The following is a 17,548-nucleotide window of genomic DNA, read 5'->3' on the forward strand; positions in this document are numbered from 1 at the left end:
ATTTTTTCTTGAACGCGCTCACAGCTTTATCGAACCGCAGGTGTACTCAGTGCATCGGCTTCTCGTCGCCCTGACTGACGGCCTCTTCGGCAGGATCGCCCTTGGCCAGCGCGCCCACGCGCGAACCGCCGCGTGCCAGTCGGCTCAGTCGGTTGAAGTTGCGCATCGACTGCAAATGGATGTAGAGCAGCTCCAGCTCATCGGTCGCGAGCATGGTCTTGAGCTGCTCTTCCGGCAGTTCCTTGAGCTTCTGGCGGTTGACTGCCTTGAAGCCGGTCAGGGTGCGCTGGCCACCCTCGGGCAGGCGAATCTGCGCTTCCACGGCCTCGAGCAGCTCCAACTCCGCCAGCCGCGCACAGAAGGTACGGGTGCGCTGGAAGTGGGCCTGGTAGTCCTGCAGGAAATCGAGCACCTTGGCCAGGTACTGGGTCTGCTCGCCATCGCTGTCGAAGAAACGCTCGCCGCGCCCTTCTGCGTTCAATCCTTCGTATTCCTCGTCGACGCAGAGGGTGAAGGTCTTGCCATCAGCGCTGGCGGCAAAGACGAAGGGGTAGCGACGGAAGAACGCCGGCACGTACTCGCCGCGCCACTGGCCCTCGGCGTCGACCATCAGATTGGCGTCGCGCTCGATGCCAAGCACCGCCACCGGCAGTACGCCATCCTCGGTCTCGGTGAAGACAATGGGCAGGTCGCTGGCAGCCGCGGGAAACTCGGCGGCCATCAGCGGCACGGAATTGACCTGGGCGGCAAAGCCGAAATCCTTGCCGACCTTGAGCGAAAGCTCGCCATGCTTGTCTCGGGTGATCGGCTGAACGTTACGGTAGATAAGAAGTTGAGTTGCCATGCCTGGGTTACCTTCGCTCGTCTTGTCGTTCTTCAGTTAGCCTGCCACCGCTGGCGGACAGGCATGTGACATTGCGGGTGCCCGTTCGGGGCGCTCCGCTCATTGTTCCGCCTGCTCGCCACGCGCCGCCCGGGCGCCGTGGTAGCAAGTCAGAAAAGGCAAGCCATCGTTCCCCACACCGAACGACAGATTGCCCAGGGTCTCGTTGCCATGAGCAGCGATCCAGGTGCAGATCGCTTCGCGGTTCGCACCTTGCCACTCTCGCGCCAGTGCCAGCAGCAAGCCGGCGATCGCCCCCAGCGGCAGGCGTGCCTGATGCAGGTGCAGATTCAGCGAATGCCGGGGTGTCTCGCGCCCCTGCTGGCGCTCTTCGATACGCACGGTCAGCGGCGGCCAGGCTGTTTGCGCCAGGGCAAAACCTACCTCGAGCTGCTCGAGCAGGTCCGCCAATAGGGGAGGCAGCGCAGCAAGCTGGGCGGCTATCTCCCGCCTGGCTGCCGGTGCACTTGGCACGAGCACGTAATCCGATTCCGCCGCCGCTTCTCCGGGCACCCACTTCCAGGCGCGATAGAGCACGAAGCGCTCGCTCGTGGGTGGCCTATCGGGCAACGCCGCCTCCCAGTAGGCCTTGCAGCGCTCATCTTCGATGCCGAAATGAAGATAATGCGGCAATATCTCGCCCTGCAGGGGCTCGAGAAAGGCCTGGCTCGCCTGCGGCGCCATGCCCATCGCGTGAAGCCTCCCGGGAAGTTCGCGCAACAGGCGCTCCCGGCCGCAGGCCTGAACCGGCACGCTGAAAAGTTGGCGCCGGGTCGACCAGCGCGCGGGGCGGAATTTCGCCGAACGCTCCTCGCCGAACGGCACGCGCAGCCCTGCCAGGAAGCTGCGCATGATCGAGGCCGGCTCGGTGCCGTCAGCCTGGGCCACCATGCCTGATGCCTCAGAGACGGTTGAGAGCCAGGACATCGACGGGTTCGTCCATCAGGGCATCGATCTCGGCAAGGTCGTCCACGTTGATCACGCCGGCGGCATGCTTGAGACGCAGCACGCTGATCAGGTAGTCGTATCGGGCGCTGGCCAGCTCGCTACGCGCGAAGAACAGGTCACGCTCGGCGTCGAGCAGATCAAGAATGGGCAGCACGCCGGATTCATAGCCCACTTGACGGGTCTCGGCGATGCGTTCGCTGGCCCGCAGCGACTCGCGCAGCGCTCGCTCGCGTGCCAGGGCCGTGACGATGCCTTGATAGCCCGCGCGTACTTCACGGTCGAGCTCCCGGCGCACCTGTTCCTGACGGGCGCGACCGGCCTCGATCAGCTGCGAGCCCTCGCGCACCCGGGAGGAAACCAGGCCGCCGCTGTAGACGGGAATGTCGAGCCCCAGACGAATGGTCTGGGTTTCGACCTGGCTGCCGCCGCCGAAGAGCGAGCCTTCGGTATCGTCGTTGGTATAGTTGACGCTCAGGTCCAGGGTGGGAAAGTGCCCGCCACGCCGCACTTTCACATCCTGCATCGCCACGTCCACTGCCAGGCTGGCCGCCTGCAGGCGCGGGTTGCGCTGCATGGCCAGCTCGGCCCAGGCCTCCGGCGAATCCGGCGAGGGGCGCTGCAGCTGCAGGTTGTCGTCCACCACGCGCAATAAGGAAGGCTGCAGACCGGTCACTTCTTCGAGCGCATTGAGCGCATCGCGCAAGCGATTCTCCACGTCGAGCTCGCGAGCCTCCACCTGCAGATAGCGCGCCTCGGCATCGAGCAAATCGATCTCGCGGGCCAGACCATCCTCGTGGCGCGCCCGTACCTGGTCGAGGTTGGTGCTCACCTGGGCCTTCTCGGCGCGCAGGAAGCTCAAGTTCTCGTGAAGCGCCAGGGCGGTGAAGTAGCGTTCGGCCACGCGCAGGAACAGATCCTGGCGCGCCGCTTCCAGTTCGGAGGCCGCCTGGCGGATCTCCAGCTTGGCCTGGCTGAATGCTGCCCAGCGCGAGTAGTCGTAGAGCGACTGACCGATGGAGAGACCGTAGACGGTGGTGGGATAGGTGGTGGAGCCGCTGTCGAAGACTTCGTTGTCGGAACTGACGATGTCCTGGCTGATCTGGCTGCGGCTGGCATTCAGGCTGACCTGCGGCAGCAGTGCAGAGCGCGCCTGGTAGTGGCGCTCATCCGTCGCCAGCTTGCCGTGAAAATCGGCCTGGAACTGCGGATCGTTGTCCTCGGCCAGGGCATGCAATTCCAGCAGCGAGCTGGCCATGGCCGCAGGTGGAAACAGGACACAACTCAGTACTACAGCCGCACGCCAGCGGCTGCCCAAGCAGCGCACCTTCATCAGGAGTCTCCCGCAGTTCCCTACGGCGCCCTGAGCCTCTGCGCCGTCGTCGTCATGATTTTTATGGTTCTTGCAAGGTCAAAGCTTTGCAGCTTCGCGCATTATAGACCTGACCACGATCAAGTGAACACATTTCGTTACATTATTCTCGTCTATGGCGGAACGTTTCTTATTCCTGAGTGAGAAGGTTGGATAAGGAAACTCGCTATTACCAGCACCGCTTCAGCTACCCTTCCTTGCGGACAATCGCCGTCGACGACACGGGCGCTGTACTTTAACTAATTTTCCTCCATAATTGGCAAAGAATTAGTTAAATCTGACTTGAGGGTAGCCTATGGCTTTCCATCAGCTACAGCCCGAACAGTCCCGGGTTGCCGTCAATGCCGCTCAGCTCTTCGAAGCGCTAGAGCACCAACGTTCACAAGCACACCAGGTCAAAGGATCGATGCACTGGAAGCGCATCAATGGGAAAGAGTATCTCTACCGAGCCTATACCGGGGGGAAAAACCACTCTTTGGGGCCTCGCTCTGCTGAGACGGAAGCCATTCGAAGAACCTTCGAATTTCACAAAAGAGAGTTCCAGGCCCGGGAGCAGTCGCTCAAGGAACAACTTCAAACGCATGCTGCCTATATCCGGGCGAATCGGCTGAACCGATTTCCTGTGGCTGGGGCCAGGGTTGCAAGAGCACTGCAACGCAAGCGCATCCCCTTCCGGGTCATAGGCACCAACGCGCTATACGCCTATGAAGCCCGTGCCGGCGTACAGATCGAACCGGAACATCTGGCAACCGCCGACATCGACGTGCTGATGGATGCTCGCCAAGGCCTACGGATCGTCACCGCCCTGAAGGGGGAAACCCTGTTGTCCGTCATTCAGTCCAGCGACCGCTCGTTCGAGCCGCTTACGCATGCACCCTTCGAGTTTCGAGCCGCGAACGCCCAAGGCTACATGATCGACCTGATTACCCAAGCTTCGGATCCTCTGGCGATGAGCGAATTCGAACGCCACCTGGAGGCTGGCGACCTGAAGCCGGTAGGAATCGATTCCTTGAAGTGGGCGATAGCCTCACCACGCTTCGAAGCTGTCGTTTTTGACGAGCGAGGCATGCCGCTTCGGCTGACGACTGTCGATCCGCGGGCATTCGTGCTGCACAAGTGGCACATCAGTCAACAACCTGATCGAGAGGCCCTCAAGCGCCACCGGGATGAGGCCCAGGCGCGTCTGGTCGCCACATTGCTGCGCGATCAATTACGTGAATTGGCTACGACGCGGGCCGTAGAGCGTGCCTTTCCGCATCTCCTCAGTCAGCGGGCCAGCAGCCAGCTCGACGAGTACGATGTGTAACGCCGGCTACCGAGCCCGGATCGGCTATAGGCATGCTGCCAGCCGCACCTGGCAAGACTCGCCGCCCGCCTGCTACACCTTAAAGGAACGGATGCCGGAATAACCTGAAGCGCAAAGCGCAGGGAGAACGCGATGCAACGTCTTTACTTCCTGATACCCGACAAGGAAACCACTACCGACATCGTTGATGAGCTGAACGCGATGGGCCTGCCCAAGGACCAGCTGCACGTCATGGGAAAGGATTGGAAACCGCTGGAAAAGGAGGGGGTGCCGGTCGCTACGCTGATCCAGACCAGCGACGTGGTCAACGCCTCGATACGCGGCGCCATCGTCGGGGCCGCCCTAGGCCTGGTGCTGGGCCTGATCGCCCACTACGTGCTCATCGACACGAATATCGTCTGGATGGCCATTGGCATGGTGATCTTCGGTGCGCTGTTCGGCGTTTGGGCCAGCACGATGGTTGGCGTTTCCGTGCGCGACGTCAAGGTCAGCAAGTACGACAAGGACATAAAGCGCGGGGCCATGCTGCTGATCATCGATATCCCCGACGAACGCGAAAACGCGTACCGGGAAGTCATCAAGCGCCACCACCCCGAGGTGGTCATCGACAAGGTAAGCGAGCGGAACCGGAAGCAACATGTCGGTGAGGGCCACTGACGCCGCGTTACCGCCTACTCCGCCGGCTCGCGCTTGCGCACCACGTCGATCTTGTGCTGCTCTACCAATGATCCCGTTTCGTACAGGGGCTCAAGCCTGTCCCATTGTGGCCGATAGAGCTTCGATACCTCGCGACAACGCGAGGGCGCCAAGCCCTACTATTGGTCCAGTTCCAACATGCATAGGTACCGTACTCTGCCATGCGCACCCGTCAGCTACCTGCCCTTACTCAGGCCCGTTATCGCCTGGCTTTTGTGCATGAGCTTGACGGCCTGCACCAGCCAGCCTCAGCTCGGCCAGCTTGTGCAATCCGCCCATACAGAACTGAAAAACGCGGGGTTTGAAGCAGCCGAGGCAACTCCCACCCAGCTCATCAAGGCTTGGGTACGCCAAAATTCGTCAGCTTCCCGACCAACAACGCCTTGGCACGTCTATATCGAAGGCGATGGGGCTGCGTGGCAGAGCCAGGGCCGGCCAAGCGTCAACCCGACACCGCGAGACCCTGTCGCCCTCAAGCTGGCGATAGAGGATCGTTCGGCCCGCGTCATCTACTTAGCCAGACCCTGCCAGTTTTTTACCACTGTACCCAAGGAGTGCCACTTCAGTGATTGGACCACCGAGCGCTACTCCTCACAGCAAACCGAACGCATGAGAGAAGCCTTGTCAGCGCTTATCGGCGAGGAAGCGGTTATTCTCATCGGCTTTTCGGGTGGGGCTAACCTAGCCATGCAAATTGCCGAGCACCAGCCTGTCCGAGGGATCGTCTCGGTAGCGGGCAATCTCGATGACCACCTGTTCAGCCGATATCACCGACTGCCGCAGCCCGACACGACACCCCTACGCCCTACCGATCTTCCGATCTGGAGCGTAAGTGGCGCTAATGATCCCATCATTCCTCCCCGCCTGGCCGACACCATGCTGAAGCAGGTCTCAGGGAAAGAGCTCTGCCGACACCATGAAACCATCAACGAGGCCAATCATACCGGCCCTTGGCGGCTGGACTGGTATGCCATCAGCATTTTTCAAGAGCACTGCCTGTCGAGCCCGCCACAAGGTAAAACCACATATTAGAAACATTGAAAAAACTCTTAATTTCTCTTTGGCCCTGCCGATAACCCTTGCCGTATCCGGAAGGGGTACCGCACACCTCGTTCCAACGAGGGAAAAAAGATCAAGGAGAATCGGAATGATCGTACGCAGGACGCCGCTGGCAGCTGCCGTTTCACTGGCCATGGGGGCCACGCTTCCCGCCTTAGCGGCTGAATACGAGGGCGAAGATTATGGTTATGTGCCCAAGTACCAATACGTCAACCTGGACCAGTGGAGCCATCACCGCGAAGAGGGTGAATATCTGCATTGCACAGGGGATTGCTTCACGGTAGATGCTAGCCAATATCCCATCACTGACCCTATCTTTCTGCTGGTAGGGCTGCAACGTGATGATCATTACGAACGGCAAAATCCAGAATCCATCGTCACCCTGGATCGTGATGCCGTGCAGATCATGGGGGGAGAATGGCCCTCAGCGATAATCGCGAACACCAGTACGATTTCTGCGTCCGGCCATGTTGAAGAGCCTGGGTATGAACCGATCGAAGCCACTGCCATCGTATTCGACTCAACACGAGTAACCGGCCTCGCCGCATCAGACCAAGACGCCAGCATTCTCAACGAGCTTCCGGTCTTCGCTAATGGCGACGCCCGTGTCGTTATCTTCAATGCGGGAACGATCAGCTCGGAACATAACGCTTTCGTTATCATGGGAGAAGATTATGAAGGCGATGATTTTCCCACCTTTATCGAAGGTAGCATTATCAACCGAGCGGGTAGCGGTGCTGAAAGCGCTATTATCAGCGCAGAAAATGGCAACGCCTTGTCAATCACCTACACCAGGCTGAATGGCAATATCGTGAACGGCCTGGTCGGTGACACAGGAACCGCCACGATTAGCGGCGGCGAGCATGCCATCTTCCTGTCAGAGCGTACGATTATGCAGGGCGACATCATCAACCGCGGGTTGATTGAGGCCCACTCGGGTAGCGCTATCAATATTGAAGACAGCCAGCTTCAAGGCAACATCGTCAACACTGGCACGCTCCGTACCGGAAGCGGCGAACCTGCCATTCGTATACACAACACCACCGGCGATATCGTCATCGACCAACGCGGCACGCTAACCGGCCTGCGAGAAACAGATCTGGGTACTGAACTCGGCCAGGCGATGGATCTGAGTGGTCAAAACATTCACGTTCGCCTGTCCGACGGCCGGGTGCGTGGCGATATCCGTTTCGTCGACGCCACCGTCACCCTGCGCGGCGGCGAGTATGAAGGCACCATCACCAATGAGGGCGGCTTGTTCGTCGTGGAAGGTCTGCAGCGTATCGACGGTGCCTACGAGCAGGACGCGGCAGCAACGCTGGCGCTCAGCAGCGATCAAGTCAGCCGTCTTTCGGCGAATCGCATCATGCTGGCAGACGGTTCCACGCTGGTGGTAGGCAATGGCGAAGCCTATCGCGACTATGTTGATGGCCGTGAAGCGGTGCTGCTGGAGGGCTCGCTGGATTTCGATCTGGATACGATCGAGATACTGGCCGGCAGCGGGCTGCTCAGGATACAGGAATACGGGACCATCGCCACAGGCGAATCCGAACGGTTCTATGTCATTTATTCCGGCCTGGATGGACAAACCATTGCCCGCGAGTCCAGCCAGCGCAGCGGCGCCACCGGCGCCAAAGCCAAACAGCTTCGCGGCCTGGGCCGAGCCCTGGACAATGTCCTGCTGCGCAACGATCAGGCCGCCCAAGTGATTGGTCAGAACATCGAGCGCCTGGAAGAGCTGTTACCCGATACCAGCGGCGCCGTATCCTCTGCCACCGGCACAGCTACACAGGCAGGGACCAGCGCTGTGTCAACGCGTGCTCGTGGCGTGGCGGCAGGCGATACGCTGGCGGGCCAGGGCGTCTGGATCAAAGGTCTTTACGGCGAAGTAGGCCAGCGCCAGCGCGATGGTATCGAAGGTTTTGACAGCGACACACAGGGTTTCGTACTGGGTGGCGATGCGGAGTTGACCAATGGCACCGTGTTGGGTCTGGCCTGGGCGCGCACCAATACCGATGTGACTGGCAGAAACGGCCTCACTGAGAGCGAAGTCGAATTCGATCAACTCTCCGCTTATACGAGCCGCGCCTATGGCAATTGGCTATTCGACGCCCAGCTCTCTTACGGCCACGGCACAAACGATATTTCACGCCGTGTCATGGGGAGCACTGCTCACGCCAGCTTCGATAGCAATCAAATGGGTGCTCAAGCTGCAGCTGGCTACGAATGGCAGTTTGACACAGCCACACGCCTGACACCGAGGGTTTCGCTCAACTATGCCAATCTCGAATTGGACGCTTATGAGGAGAGCGGTGCCGGCGCGCTCAACCTGCGCAATGAAGAGCAACGCATCGAGCGCCTCGAACTCGGCCTGGAAGGCGAATTCGCACACCTGACTCAACTAGGCGGTCTGATGGTGGAGCCGCGCTTCACCCTTGGTGCCTATCATGATTTCCAGGGCGACGCGCATAGCAGCATCAGCAGCTTTGCCTTCGCCCCGGAGGAGACCCGCTTCGTGGTAGAAGGCCCCGAGGCCGACAAGACCCGTTACAACGCTGGCCTGGGCCTCGATGTCTACAGCGCAGGCGGATTCACCACCTCGCTCGACTACGGCTATGGCTGGACCAGCAATATGAGTACCCACGCCGGCTCATTGCAGCTGCGTTACGACTTCTAAACGCCGGTAGCTAGGGCGGGTGCCATAAGTCACCCGCTCTAACTGCTTACCCTTGGGACGGCGATACTTCAGTTCCGAAAATTCCATTCAAGTTGCTCCGCTTACGGCCGATACCTACCCACGGTACGGCAATCGGTACCGGCCTGAACGCCAGGTAGGGCGCAGGCCAACGTCAAGGGAACACAAGGAAACGATCGATGAAAAGAATGCTGGCCGCCAGCCTTACCGGCGCCCTGCTCACACTGAGCGCAACCCAGGTTCAGGCTTTCGACAACCACGTGACTGCGGCCGCAATTGCCGGTACTACCGGACTAGGTGCCGACCTTTCCTGGCGCTTTCATGAGCGCGTGGGTCTCTCGGCCCGCTACACCGGCGGACTCGACTGGAATGGCGATTTCGATACCGATGAGGTCGATTACAACGGTGATGTCAGCCTTTCCGCCGGGGCCCTAAAGCTGGATTATTACCCCTTCGCCGGCCGCTTCTTCCTCAGCATCGGCGCCATGCTACCGGACATGGAAGCCAACGTGACCGGTCGCGCCAAGGAGAATGGTGAGTTCGAGTTCAACGGCACCACCTACACCGCCAACGATGTCGGCACCCTGCAGGGCAAGTTGACCATTGCCGATGGCGTACAGCCCTATGCCGGGCTTGGCTGGCGCAGCTCCCACCAGCGCGGGTTCGGCTTCTTCTCGGAACTCGGTGTGATGGCAACGAATGTCGATGTCTCGCTCAGTGCCACTGGCCCAGCCGCCAATAACAACGACTTCCAGCGCGATCTTCGGCGCGAAGAACAACGCCTCGAAGACGATGCCAAGAAGCTCGAGGTCTATCCCGTGGCCGTGCTCGGGATCAGTTACACCTTCTAAAACCTAGCTCGAAAAAAAGAGCCGGAACTGTTCGGTTCCGGCTCTCCCGTTTTCACGTTATGCCAAGCGAACTCTCACGATGCCCAGCAAGCAGCCACCCCTGACACGCTACCCTTCACTCTTTAGAACCTGGCTGGCCTTTACCCTTGCACTGACACTGACCACCTGGGGAATCCGGTTGCTCTCTGCTGACATGCTAGTGCCGGAAGGGTTATGGCAGCGTGCATGGTGGTGGGGGCTACGCTTCGACCTGGCTATCGCGGCGCTACTTGCCGGGCTCACAGTGCTCGTCATGTGGATTCTCACCCGCCTTTCATGGAACCTGCCGCGAAAAGGCTGGCTGGTGCCCGCCATGGCCATACTCCTCAGCGCGCATCTCGGCGATTGGCTGTACTGGCAGGAAACCGGGCGACATCTTGGCTATGAGGCTTCGGAAATCTTCAACTCGGCCGGAAGCCTGCTGAACATGCTGCTGACGCATTGGCCGTGGGTGCTGGCGATCATTGCCCTACTACTCCTGTCCTACCCCCTCTCCTGGTGGCCGAGCAAACGCCGCCAGCGCAGCTTACGCCTTGAGCTGAATCTCGTCATAACCATCCTCGTTACCGTCCTGCTAGTACGAGGCAGCATAAGTGGCCTGCCCCTGGGCCCGGATGATGCCTTGCGTCTCGGCAACAGCACTGAGGCCACTGCCGCACTCAACGGTGCCTATGCGGCGTTATATGGCCTGCAGAGCAGCAGCAAGAACGTCATCGAACCCATGGCCCTCGATTGGATGGATGACAGCGAAGCCATGCAGCGCGTCCGAACGCTTTATCAACGCACAGGCCAGCCTTCTCACGGCACGAGCCAGGTCAGTCCCATCAATGTCGTTTTCGTCATGCTAGAAAGCTGGTCGAGCTACCACAGCCAGGCCGATGTGCCGGAGGGCCCCATTACCCCTAACTTCGATGCCTTGGCAGCACAATCGCTCAGCACGTATCGCATGGTCTCCAGTGGCCTTCGTACCAGTGAAGGATTATTTAGCTTATTCTGCAGCTTCCAGAATCCGCTGGGCCGAAGCGTAGCCGAGACGAGGCTGGCCATGAACGAGTACCACTGCCTTCCGGAGCTTCTCAAGGAACAAGGCTGGCAGACGGCTTTTTTCCAAGGCTCGCACGAAAATACCAGCGGTGTCGGCTCATTTGCCCAGGCGCTGGGCTTTGAAGAGAGCTATGGCAAGGCCGACATCACGACACGTGACCATCCGGAAAATGGCTGGGGCGTCTACGATCACGACCTCTATCGCTTCGTTCTAAACCAAATGGATCAGCTTGACGAACCCTTCCTGGTGGGAATCAACACCAATACCACACACGACAGCCAGCTACGGCCGGATTTCTCGGCACTGCTTGCGGGCAACGATCGCCAATCCGCCATGCGTAACGTCATGCATCTCGCGGACCACGAGCTAGGCGAGTTCGTCGCAGCCCTCGAACAGCGCGAATGGCAGAACCCCTGGATGCTGGTACTGGTGTCCGACCATACTGCACGAGTCGACAGCCATGCCGTCGACCGCTTCCTGTTGCCCTTTTTGATCCACGCGCCGGGCAGAGTTACACCCACCGAACTGGAGCGCGTCGCCCATCATCGTGACGTTGCCCCTACCGTCGCGGACTTGCTTGGCCTGAGTATGCCTGACGCCATGGGCCATTCATTGCTGGACCCAACTGCGCCTCAATTGGCAGAGTTCTATTATACCGGCAACCTTAATTGGTTCCTTAGCGCCGACCAGCTGGTAGAAATCCCTCTCAGTGCCCCAGAGAAGATACGCTGCGTGGAATGGACAAAACAGCAAATAGCGGGTCAACTAGATTTTACGACCTGCACACTCGCTGTACACGAACGGGCGCGCGATGCCTATGCATTAACAAAAACGGCTCAGCGGTGGCTTTTCGAAGGCCGGGTTTCGATGCTCCAGCGTGATTTACTTCTCCGCTGAATCGCGCTTACGCACCACGTCTATCTTGTGCTGCTCCTTGGTCCACTTGCCCTGGGGCTTGTCGATGTACTGAAAGTGCTCGTTAGTGAAACTGCCTTGTGTACAGCTGTATCGGTAGCTGACGGTGGGCACTGAATCACGTTTAAGAATGTAATTGAACACACCTGGTCCCGTCGTATCGAAGACCTTCTTATCACCGGACCCGCTGGAGCTACCGATATTACTATAAATAGCATCCGCCAGCTTTGCCAAGTGTACGTTTTCCGGCTTGCTTGCGATGAAGTAATTACTGAGATCGCCACGCCGGGTGGTAACGTAAAGTTCCTCCAATTCGGGTTTAACAATACTCGACAGTGGCCATACCGCATGGGCATCGATGTCTAGGTAGACACCGCCATGTTTCAGCAGCGCAAGCACCCGCCAATAGTCAGCTTGTGCCGCTCCAATCTGTAATCTGGAATAAGCCTCATAGACTTCCATGGGATAATTTTCGCGAATGAAAGCTGCCCGTGCTTCTGTTACCATAAAACGGTAGTCAAACGCTGGAGCCATCAAGCGGTTAAAGAGATAGTTTAAATAGACAGGCAATGTCACTTTATCAGTGAAATTAGTTTGCCAAATGATCCGCGGCACCTGGCTCGGCATGCCGGAAGGCCACCAAGGAGCGGAATGCTCAGGAATAGTAAAACGCTTCCGGGGAAAAATTGCGTGGAAGCCATAGGAAGCAACCTTGGTTACATTGGCCAACAATTTTATCAACCTGGCCAAGAACAGAATGAAAATTTTTTCCACAATTCGTCCTGGTAGCAACATTCATAAGCCACTGCCCTGATGCCTTTCCAACGCGACCAGTGCCGCGCCAAGAGCGTCCTTCATTCCGTATGAGCTGTCAATCATACGCTCAACGTATTGACACTCGACCTAAGGTGCATTACGTTACAATGTTAGAAATTGTATTTTAAACTTCTGCATAAGCTGGAACAGCATGAAAATAAGTTTGGCATCTGCCACGCTGTTGGGCAAGGGAAACGAGCGGCTCTGCTATATTCACCCACACGACGAAACAAAATGCATCAAAATAGATATAAAAAAAGACGATCGGAAACACCTTCCAGAGCAAAGCTTGGTAGAAGCTGATTATTATGAGTACCTAAAGAAAAAGGATGTTGCGCTGGATCACCTTCCAGACTGCTACGGATGGGTAGAAACAGATTTGGGTGTAGGGTTAGTGTTTGACCGTATCATGAGCACAACAGATGGAAAGAGCATTACCCTGCATGAAGCAATAAGTCAACTGCTTTTAACCAAACAAGAAGTACAGCGCCTGCTTGACGAGCTTTACTTATACTTGATTAGAAACTCCATACTACTATCAGACATAAATTCTGGCAATTTATGCGTTTCTTTTATTGGTAACGAGAAACTATTCCTCGTAGACGGCCTGGGCGCGAGAAACTACGATAAAAAATATTTTCTAAAAAAGAAGATTCCGCTGCTGGCTCGCTACAAAACGATCCGTCAATGGAGGCGCTACCATCACAAGTGCCTTCCGTAAGGCATTAAAACATCAAGTTAACTAACCCTATTCTTTATCACTAGCACCAACATTTTCCAAAAACTTGCTGGCTACTTCTTGTGGTTTAAAATCATCCAACCAACATTCCTTTATACTAGGCTTACTGCCTTTCACAGCCTCATGTATTCCCATTGCAAGACTCCCTTCCTCATGGGGAACGATACACGATGCCAAATCGCCCTTCAAAATTGAGCGTATACCCCCCGGACAATCCACACTTAGCACAGGAGTACCGCAAGCCAGGGACTCGAAGAGTACGATACCCATTCCCTCGAACCGAGAACTAAGCACGAATAAGCGGGCATGATGCATCCACGGGTATGGATTGTCACGCTGGCCAACAAACCATACTCGCTCGGAAATCTTCAACTCATTTGCCAAAGATTCCAACCGATCACGCTCTTGCCCATCACCTACCAAGATTAAAGGCAAATTGACAGCGGATCTCGCATATGCCCTTAATAGCAAGGCTTGGTCCTTGGCCGGCACTAACCTCGCTACATTAACGATAAAATCACCTCCAGGAAGGTCCGACTCAGGCAAAATCATTTGTCGTCTGATACTTTCCACTGGGCATGGGTTATAAATCACCTGCAGAGAAGCTGGACTAAAGTGCCAAACCGTCATAGCTTCTCGTACACTCTCGGCCACTCCTTCAGATACTGCAACGAGATGACGTGTTTGGTAAAGAACTCGAGCAAAGAGACGTGAATGCAAGGATGACTTGTCGGATTTTACTATATTCTCCAATACATAACAGGCCCTTTCATCGCGAAAACTCCATACCATTTCGAACGTTCCCGTCCCACGAAAGACAATGCGATCCACCCTGCCATAGCGGCGCTCAAAGTTTTTTAGCCAAACTCGAAACACCACCCCACCCATGAGGCCGCTACCAAGAAATAGTGACCGCTTGAGTATCGGGTTAACAAATAGGCGAACAAGTAGTTCAAGTATCAAACCCACACCGGTGAGACGCGCCCACCAACGTAGCGAGATCTGGTGCTGTATAACATCTTCACTTTCAGGCGCTAAGGGGTTACCCACGGGCTTGAATGAAAGCAAATGGCTTTCATGGCCCGCCTGTGCGAAGGCATCCGCTAGGTTCACTGCTACACGCTCCATACCACCCATCTTGAGCGAGCGCACTACGACGAGAGTTCTCATTAAAGTTGACTTCTTCGAAATAAGGGAAAAACAGCTTGGCCACTTTCATGTTGCCATCGCCAAATATGCGTTACTAGCCCGCCGGCTATCAGATTCTGGACATAAACTCCCGACCAGAACGAACCATATGCCTCGAACTGGTTGACGATGAAATAGAAACCAAAGAATGCGAAACCGAAGAGCGCCATTCCATCTGGCATTACCCCAGCACGCCAGGCCTTCCAGCTACCCAACCCTATCCAAAAGACCAGAAGAGAAACAACAACCAACCCCAGCAATCCGTAAGCCACCATCACTTCGAGCATGGTGTTATGTATATGACCGAAATGTTGCCGGCTCTGTTCGGGCAACCATTCGGTATGCTTCATGACCAGCGAACGCCCATTCTCTCCCCAGCCCACCAAGGGGCGCTCTGAAAACCATTGCAGTGCGGCACGAAAGGAGTGCACGCGATTGCCGATGCTACTGTAGGGTATATTCTCCCAATCCCCTTCCAATACTTGAGCAATAATTTGTTCTTCCGCTTGTAACCGTCGCTCTATTGTGTCATGAAAAGCGTAATAAAGCATGGCGGATAACAGTGCTAATATTACCGGCAATAGGAAAATAAACCGCTTTTTGGGCAGACCTTCACGACGCTTTCTATAATGATAAAGCACAGCCACTAGCGCCGTTGTAACCAATACCAGCGATAATGCGAGCCAAACGGCCCGTGTTTGCGTTACTGCAACGCCAACCAGACACACCGTTATCGCAACCAGCCAGGCAACTCGCCGCACCCAGATGCCCCTTCCCGCTGCCAGTATACCCTTCGACAAGCAAAGCAGCCCGATCAGCGCCACGCCAAAAAACATAGAAATATGCTGAGAGTTATGGATTCCAAAATCGACCCGCTGCCCCTCCAGCCCTAATCGCCATTGCTGAACGCTGCCCTCAGGGAGCACAACGGACGCTACCAGCCCTGCCACGGCCATCGCCCAGGCCAAATAGGTCAAACGAGTGCTACCTCCGAGCCACCAGGCCATGCCGAGGAAAAGAAACCACTTCGCCAATCGGTCGAGTTTCGGATGGCTCGGCACCCATTCCGGATGATGCCAGTACCCTGCCGTCCACGAAACACCTTGTACGATGAGCACAGCCAACAGCAGCCATAAGGGGGCTGTGTTCCTTAGCCCTTTTCCCCAGATAAGCAGTGCCAAGAGGCCAAGCAGTGCCATCATGGTACCCGCCAGTTCTCCTGCTTGCGGCAAAACCAGGCGGAAGCCCGCATAGGCCAAGGTCGCAGCCAGAGCCATTATCCACAGAGGCTTAGGGCTGCCCCAAGCGGACCGCATTCGGTCAGGGCCGAATAGAGAGCACTTCACAGTACTATTCTCATGCAAAAAAAGGGTCGGTATGATACCAGAAGACAACCCCATACGAAACGAATAAAGCTAGATATGGCATTACACACCTTGCAGCCTTTCCACCCAATCCTAAGTGGTTGCAAAAGGCATGGTCTTGCGGCGATGTGCAACAAAACTTGTACAAAATTGCGAAACCACATGCTTCAGGATAAAATCCAGTGAGGCAAGGATAAGTGAATCCGAATGGCAAGTGACAAAACATGAAAGACATAATTTCCGTCTACAACGGCTCGATGAATAAAGGGTGCTGGCTACGTCTGCTCATGCTTGCGTCACGAATGGCAGAAGAAGGAAACCGTGTCTATTTGGTGGTGCCATCCTCCTTCGTAATTCCAGAGCAACAAAATATCGTAAAGGTCCCTTTTCCTCGTGAGGAAAGTAGGTATCACCTGGGCGGTATCTCAAAAATTCTGGCTGCGATTGTAGCAGCGTATAAGGCCATCAAGCTTTCCCGGAGAGCCTCTAACCCGTTATGGGTCGTATTCGACACCCATAATGCAATGAGTTTCCTGGCGAAAAATTTAACACGCGGCGAGAAAATTCTTTTAATTCGAGGCGAGGCAAGATTTCAAGGAAAGTATAATGAGCCATATTTTTATGGCGTCTTTATCCGTCTCTTGAATCGCCAAATAAAAAGAATCGCCGACATCATCATCTATAACAACAAAGCATCACAGAGCCACGGCGAGCGCACTTTAGGCCAAAAGCACCCCCCTTCCTTTACCGTACCGAACAACACTCGCTTTTCTCTTCTGGAACATGTCAGAGCGAAACACACCCCATTTACTATAGGCTACTGCGGTCAGTTTGCTAAACGTAAAAATGTAGAACTATTGATCAAGGCTTTTACCCTTCTGGAAAGGGGCCCCTATAAATTAGTCCTGAAAGGGGATTGGAACAAGTACAGCTGGGTAAAACCATATTTGTCGAAGCAAAACTATCCTCATATAGAATTCCAACCTTGGTCTAAAGACATAGAACCCTTTTACCAATCCATTGATCTTTTTGTATTGCCTTCAATTTTTGATGATTTTTCAAATGCAGCTCTCGATGCAATTGGCCATGGCATACCAGTCATTCTTTCAAAGACAGGAGGAAGCCCCGAAATGGTCAATCACAATTCTCATTTTTTGTTTGAACTAAATCAGGGCCCAAGCGGATTGGCAGCCAAGATAAAGCATATCCGCCACCATTATAACGCGTCACGAAATGAGATAAAGGAAATATCAAAACAGTATCGATTCGATTGGGGCCAGGAGGTTGCATCCATTATCATGGGCGAAACCGATACAAGTCCAAAAAACAGCCGCGATACCGCAAGTTACAACAACACGGATAAAACAATTTGAACGCGAACGTATCTCGCCCACGTCGAATTGTCTAGTCACCCACTAGGCAACCTACTCAGATCGACCCGCTTCGCGCCTTGAGAATGGCCGCCGACACGGTACCCCATACCTCCAAACTTAGTCCTTCCTCAGCAGCTTCACTTTTCCAGCTTGTTGGCCCTTCCGGAACAGTGCATACGTAACCATGCTTTATACTAAAGTATATTTACTTTAATAACATAGACTTAGCCATCAACACCTGTGCGGCAAAAAGATCAGTGTT

General features: G+C 55.8%; 14 protein-coding genes. 8 read left to right on the plus strand and 6 right to left on the minus strand.

The window, feature by feature from the left end; all coding sequences use genetic code 11:
- Positions 1-46: 46 nt before the first annotated feature.
- The 3 genes from ACOJCM_RS15495 to ACOJCM_RS15505 all read right to left on the minus strand — a co-directional run bounded on the left by ACOJCM_RS15495 (position 47) and on the right by ACOJCM_RS15505 (position 3,161).
- Positions 47-844, minus strand: coding sequence for a SapC family protein (locus tag ACOJCM_RS15495; RefSeq protein ID WP_445212968.1), 798 nt, complete (start codon positions 842-844; stop codon positions 47-49).
- 99 nt (positions 845-943) lie between these two features.
- The gene (locus ACOJCM_RS15500; protein ID WP_445212969.1) at positions 944-1,810 is read right to left on the minus strand and encodes a hypothetical protein; all 867 of its coding nucleotides are present in this window, start codon (positions 1,808-1,810) and stop codon (positions 944-946) included.
- Positions 1,785-3,161: a TolC family outer membrane protein gene (locus tag ACOJCM_RS15505; protein ID WP_445212970.1), complete on the minus strand. Its 1,377-nt coding sequence runs from the start codon at positions 3,159-3,161 to the stop codon at positions 1,785-1,787. Before ACOJCM_RS15505 ends, ACOJCM_RS15500 begins: the two co-directional genes overlap by 26 nt.
- A gap of 334 nt (positions 3,162-3,495) precedes the next feature.
- On the opposite strand from ACOJCM_RS15505, the gene ACOJCM_RS15510 reads away from it, so the two are divergent.
- From ACOJCM_RS15510 to ACOJCM_RS15535, 6 genes are all read left to right on the plus strand, one after another.
- Positions 3,496-4,506, plus strand: coding sequence for a GSU2403 family nucleotidyltransferase fold protein (locus ACOJCM_RS15510; protein ID WP_445212971.1), 1,011 nt, complete (start codon positions 3,496-3,498; stop codon positions 4,504-4,506).
- 132 nt (positions 4,507-4,638) lie between these two features.
- Positions 4,639-5,163, plus strand: coding sequence for a DUF1269 domain-containing protein (locus tag ACOJCM_RS15515; protein ID WP_445212972.1), 525 nt, complete (start codon positions 4,639-4,641; stop codon positions 5,161-5,163).
- A gap of 258 nt (positions 5,164-5,421) precedes the next feature.
- On the plus strand, positions 5,422-6,234 hold the full coding sequence (locus ACOJCM_RS15520) for an alpha/beta fold hydrolase (protein ID WP_445212973.1): 813 nt from the start codon (positions 5,422-5,424) through the stop codon (positions 6,232-6,234).
- 115 nt (positions 6,235-6,349) lie between these two features.
- Complete coding sequence (locus tag ACOJCM_RS15525) at positions 6,350-8,938, plus strand: autotransporter outer membrane beta-barrel domain-containing protein (RefSeq protein ID WP_445212974.1); 2,589 nt, start codon at positions 6,350-6,352, stop codon at positions 8,936-8,938.
- 197 nt (positions 8,939-9,135) lie between these two features.
- On the plus strand, positions 9,136-9,807 hold the full coding sequence (locus ACOJCM_RS15530; RefSeq protein ID WP_445212975.1) for a hypothetical protein: 672 nt from the start codon (positions 9,136-9,138) through the stop codon (positions 9,805-9,807).
- A 79-nt stretch (positions 9,808-9,886) separates the two neighbouring features.
- On the plus strand, positions 9,887-11,788 hold the full coding sequence (locus tag ACOJCM_RS15535; RefSeq protein ID WP_445212976.1) for an LTA synthase family protein: 1,902 nt from the start codon (positions 9,887-9,889) through the stop codon (positions 11,786-11,788).
- Here the strand turns inward: ACOJCM_RS15535 and ACOJCM_RS15540 are convergent.
- Positions 11,774-12,580: a glycosyltransferase family 32 protein gene (locus tag ACOJCM_RS15540; protein WP_445212977.1), complete on the minus strand. Its 807-nt coding sequence runs from the start codon at positions 12,578-12,580 to the stop codon at positions 11,774-11,776. The two genes, ACOJCM_RS15535 and ACOJCM_RS15540, sit on opposite strands and share 15 nt — an antisense overlap.
- 193 nt (positions 12,581-12,773) lie before the next feature.
- Here ACOJCM_RS15540 and ACOJCM_RS15545 point away from each other — a divergent pair, with 193 nt between their 5' ends.
- Entirely contained in the window at positions 12,774-13,343 is a 570-nt protein-coding gene (locus tag ACOJCM_RS15545; RefSeq protein WP_445212978.1) for a YrbL family protein, read from the plus strand.
- A 27-nt stretch (positions 13,344-13,370) separates the two neighbouring features.
- Here ACOJCM_RS15545 and ACOJCM_RS15550 read toward each other — a convergent pair whose 3' ends face one another.
- Together ACOJCM_RS15550 and ACOJCM_RS15555 are read right to left on the minus strand one after the other, a co-directional pair.
- Positions 13,371-14,489 carry a glycosyltransferase gene (locus ACOJCM_RS15550; protein ID WP_445212979.1) on the minus strand — a complete coding sequence of 373 codons (1,119 nt, stop codon included), beginning with the start codon at positions 14,487-14,489 and terminating at the stop codon, positions 13,371-13,373.
- Between the two features lie 41 nt (positions 14,490-14,530).
- Positions 14,531-15,751, minus strand: coding sequence for an O-antigen ligase family protein (locus tag ACOJCM_RS15555; protein ID WP_445212980.1), 1,221 nt, complete (start codon positions 15,749-15,751; stop codon positions 14,531-14,533).
- A 386-nt stretch (positions 15,752-16,137) separates the two neighbouring features.
- Here ACOJCM_RS15555 and ACOJCM_RS15560 point away from each other — a divergent pair, with 386 nt between their 5' ends.
- Entirely contained in the window at positions 16,138-17,286 is a 1,149-nt protein-coding gene (locus ACOJCM_RS15560; RefSeq protein WP_445212981.1) for a glycosyltransferase family 4 protein, read from the plus strand.
- Positions 17,287-17,548: the final 262 nt, after the last annotated feature.

This window comes from Billgrantia hypersalina (assembly GCF_052584175.1).

Excerpts from the sequence above, each read along its gene's own strand:
- ACOJCM_RS15560 (WP_445212981.1), top strand. The coding sequence starts at position 16,138 with ATGAAAGACATAATTTCCGTCTACAACGGCTCGATGAATAAAGGGTGC.
- ACOJCM_RS15555 (WP_445212980.1), bottom strand. The coding sequence starts at position 15,751 with ATGATGGCACTGCTTGGCCTCTTGGCACTGCTTATCTGGGGAAAAGGG.
- ACOJCM_RS15495 (WP_445212968.1), bottom strand. The coding sequence starts at position 844 with ATGGCAACTCAACTTCTTATCTACCGTAACGTTCAGCCGATCACCCGA.
- ACOJCM_RS15535 (WP_445212976.1), top strand. The coding sequence starts at position 9,887 with ATGCCCAGCAAGCAGCCACCCCTGACACGCTACCCTTCACTCTTTAGA.
- ACOJCM_RS15545 (WP_445212978.1), top strand. The coding sequence starts at position 12,774 with ATGAAAATAAGTTTGGCATCTGCCACGCTGTTGGGCAAGGGAAACGAG.
- ACOJCM_RS15550 (WP_445212979.1), bottom strand. The coding sequence starts at position 14,489 with ATGGAGCGTGTAGCAGTGAACCTAGCGGATGCCTTCGCACAGGCGGGC.
- ACOJCM_RS15515 (WP_445212972.1), top strand. The coding sequence starts at position 4,639 with ATGCAACGTCTTTACTTCCTGATACCCGACAAGGAAACCACTACCGAC.
- ACOJCM_RS15500 (WP_445212969.1), bottom strand. The coding sequence starts at position 1,810 with ATGTCCTGGCTCTCAACCGTCTCTGAGGCATCAGGCATGGTGGCCCAG.
- ACOJCM_RS15505 (WP_445212970.1), bottom strand. The coding sequence starts at position 3,161 with ATGAAGGTGCGCTGCTTGGGCAGCCGCTGGCGTGCGGCTGTAGTACTG.
- ACOJCM_RS15520 (WP_445212973.1), top strand. The coding sequence starts at position 5,422 with ATGAGCTTGACGGCCTGCACCAGCCAGCCTCAGCTCGGCCAGCTTGTG.
- ACOJCM_RS15510 (WP_445212971.1), top strand. The coding sequence starts at position 3,496 with ATGGCTTTCCATCAGCTACAGCCCGAACAGTCCCGGGTTGCCGTCAAT.
- ACOJCM_RS15530 (WP_445212975.1), top strand. The coding sequence starts at position 9,136 with ATGAAAAGAATGCTGGCCGCCAGCCTTACCGGCGCCCTGCTCACACTG.
- ACOJCM_RS15525 (WP_445212974.1), top strand. The coding sequence starts at position 6,350 with ATGATCGTACGCAGGACGCCGCTGGCAGCTGCCGTTTCACTGGCCATG.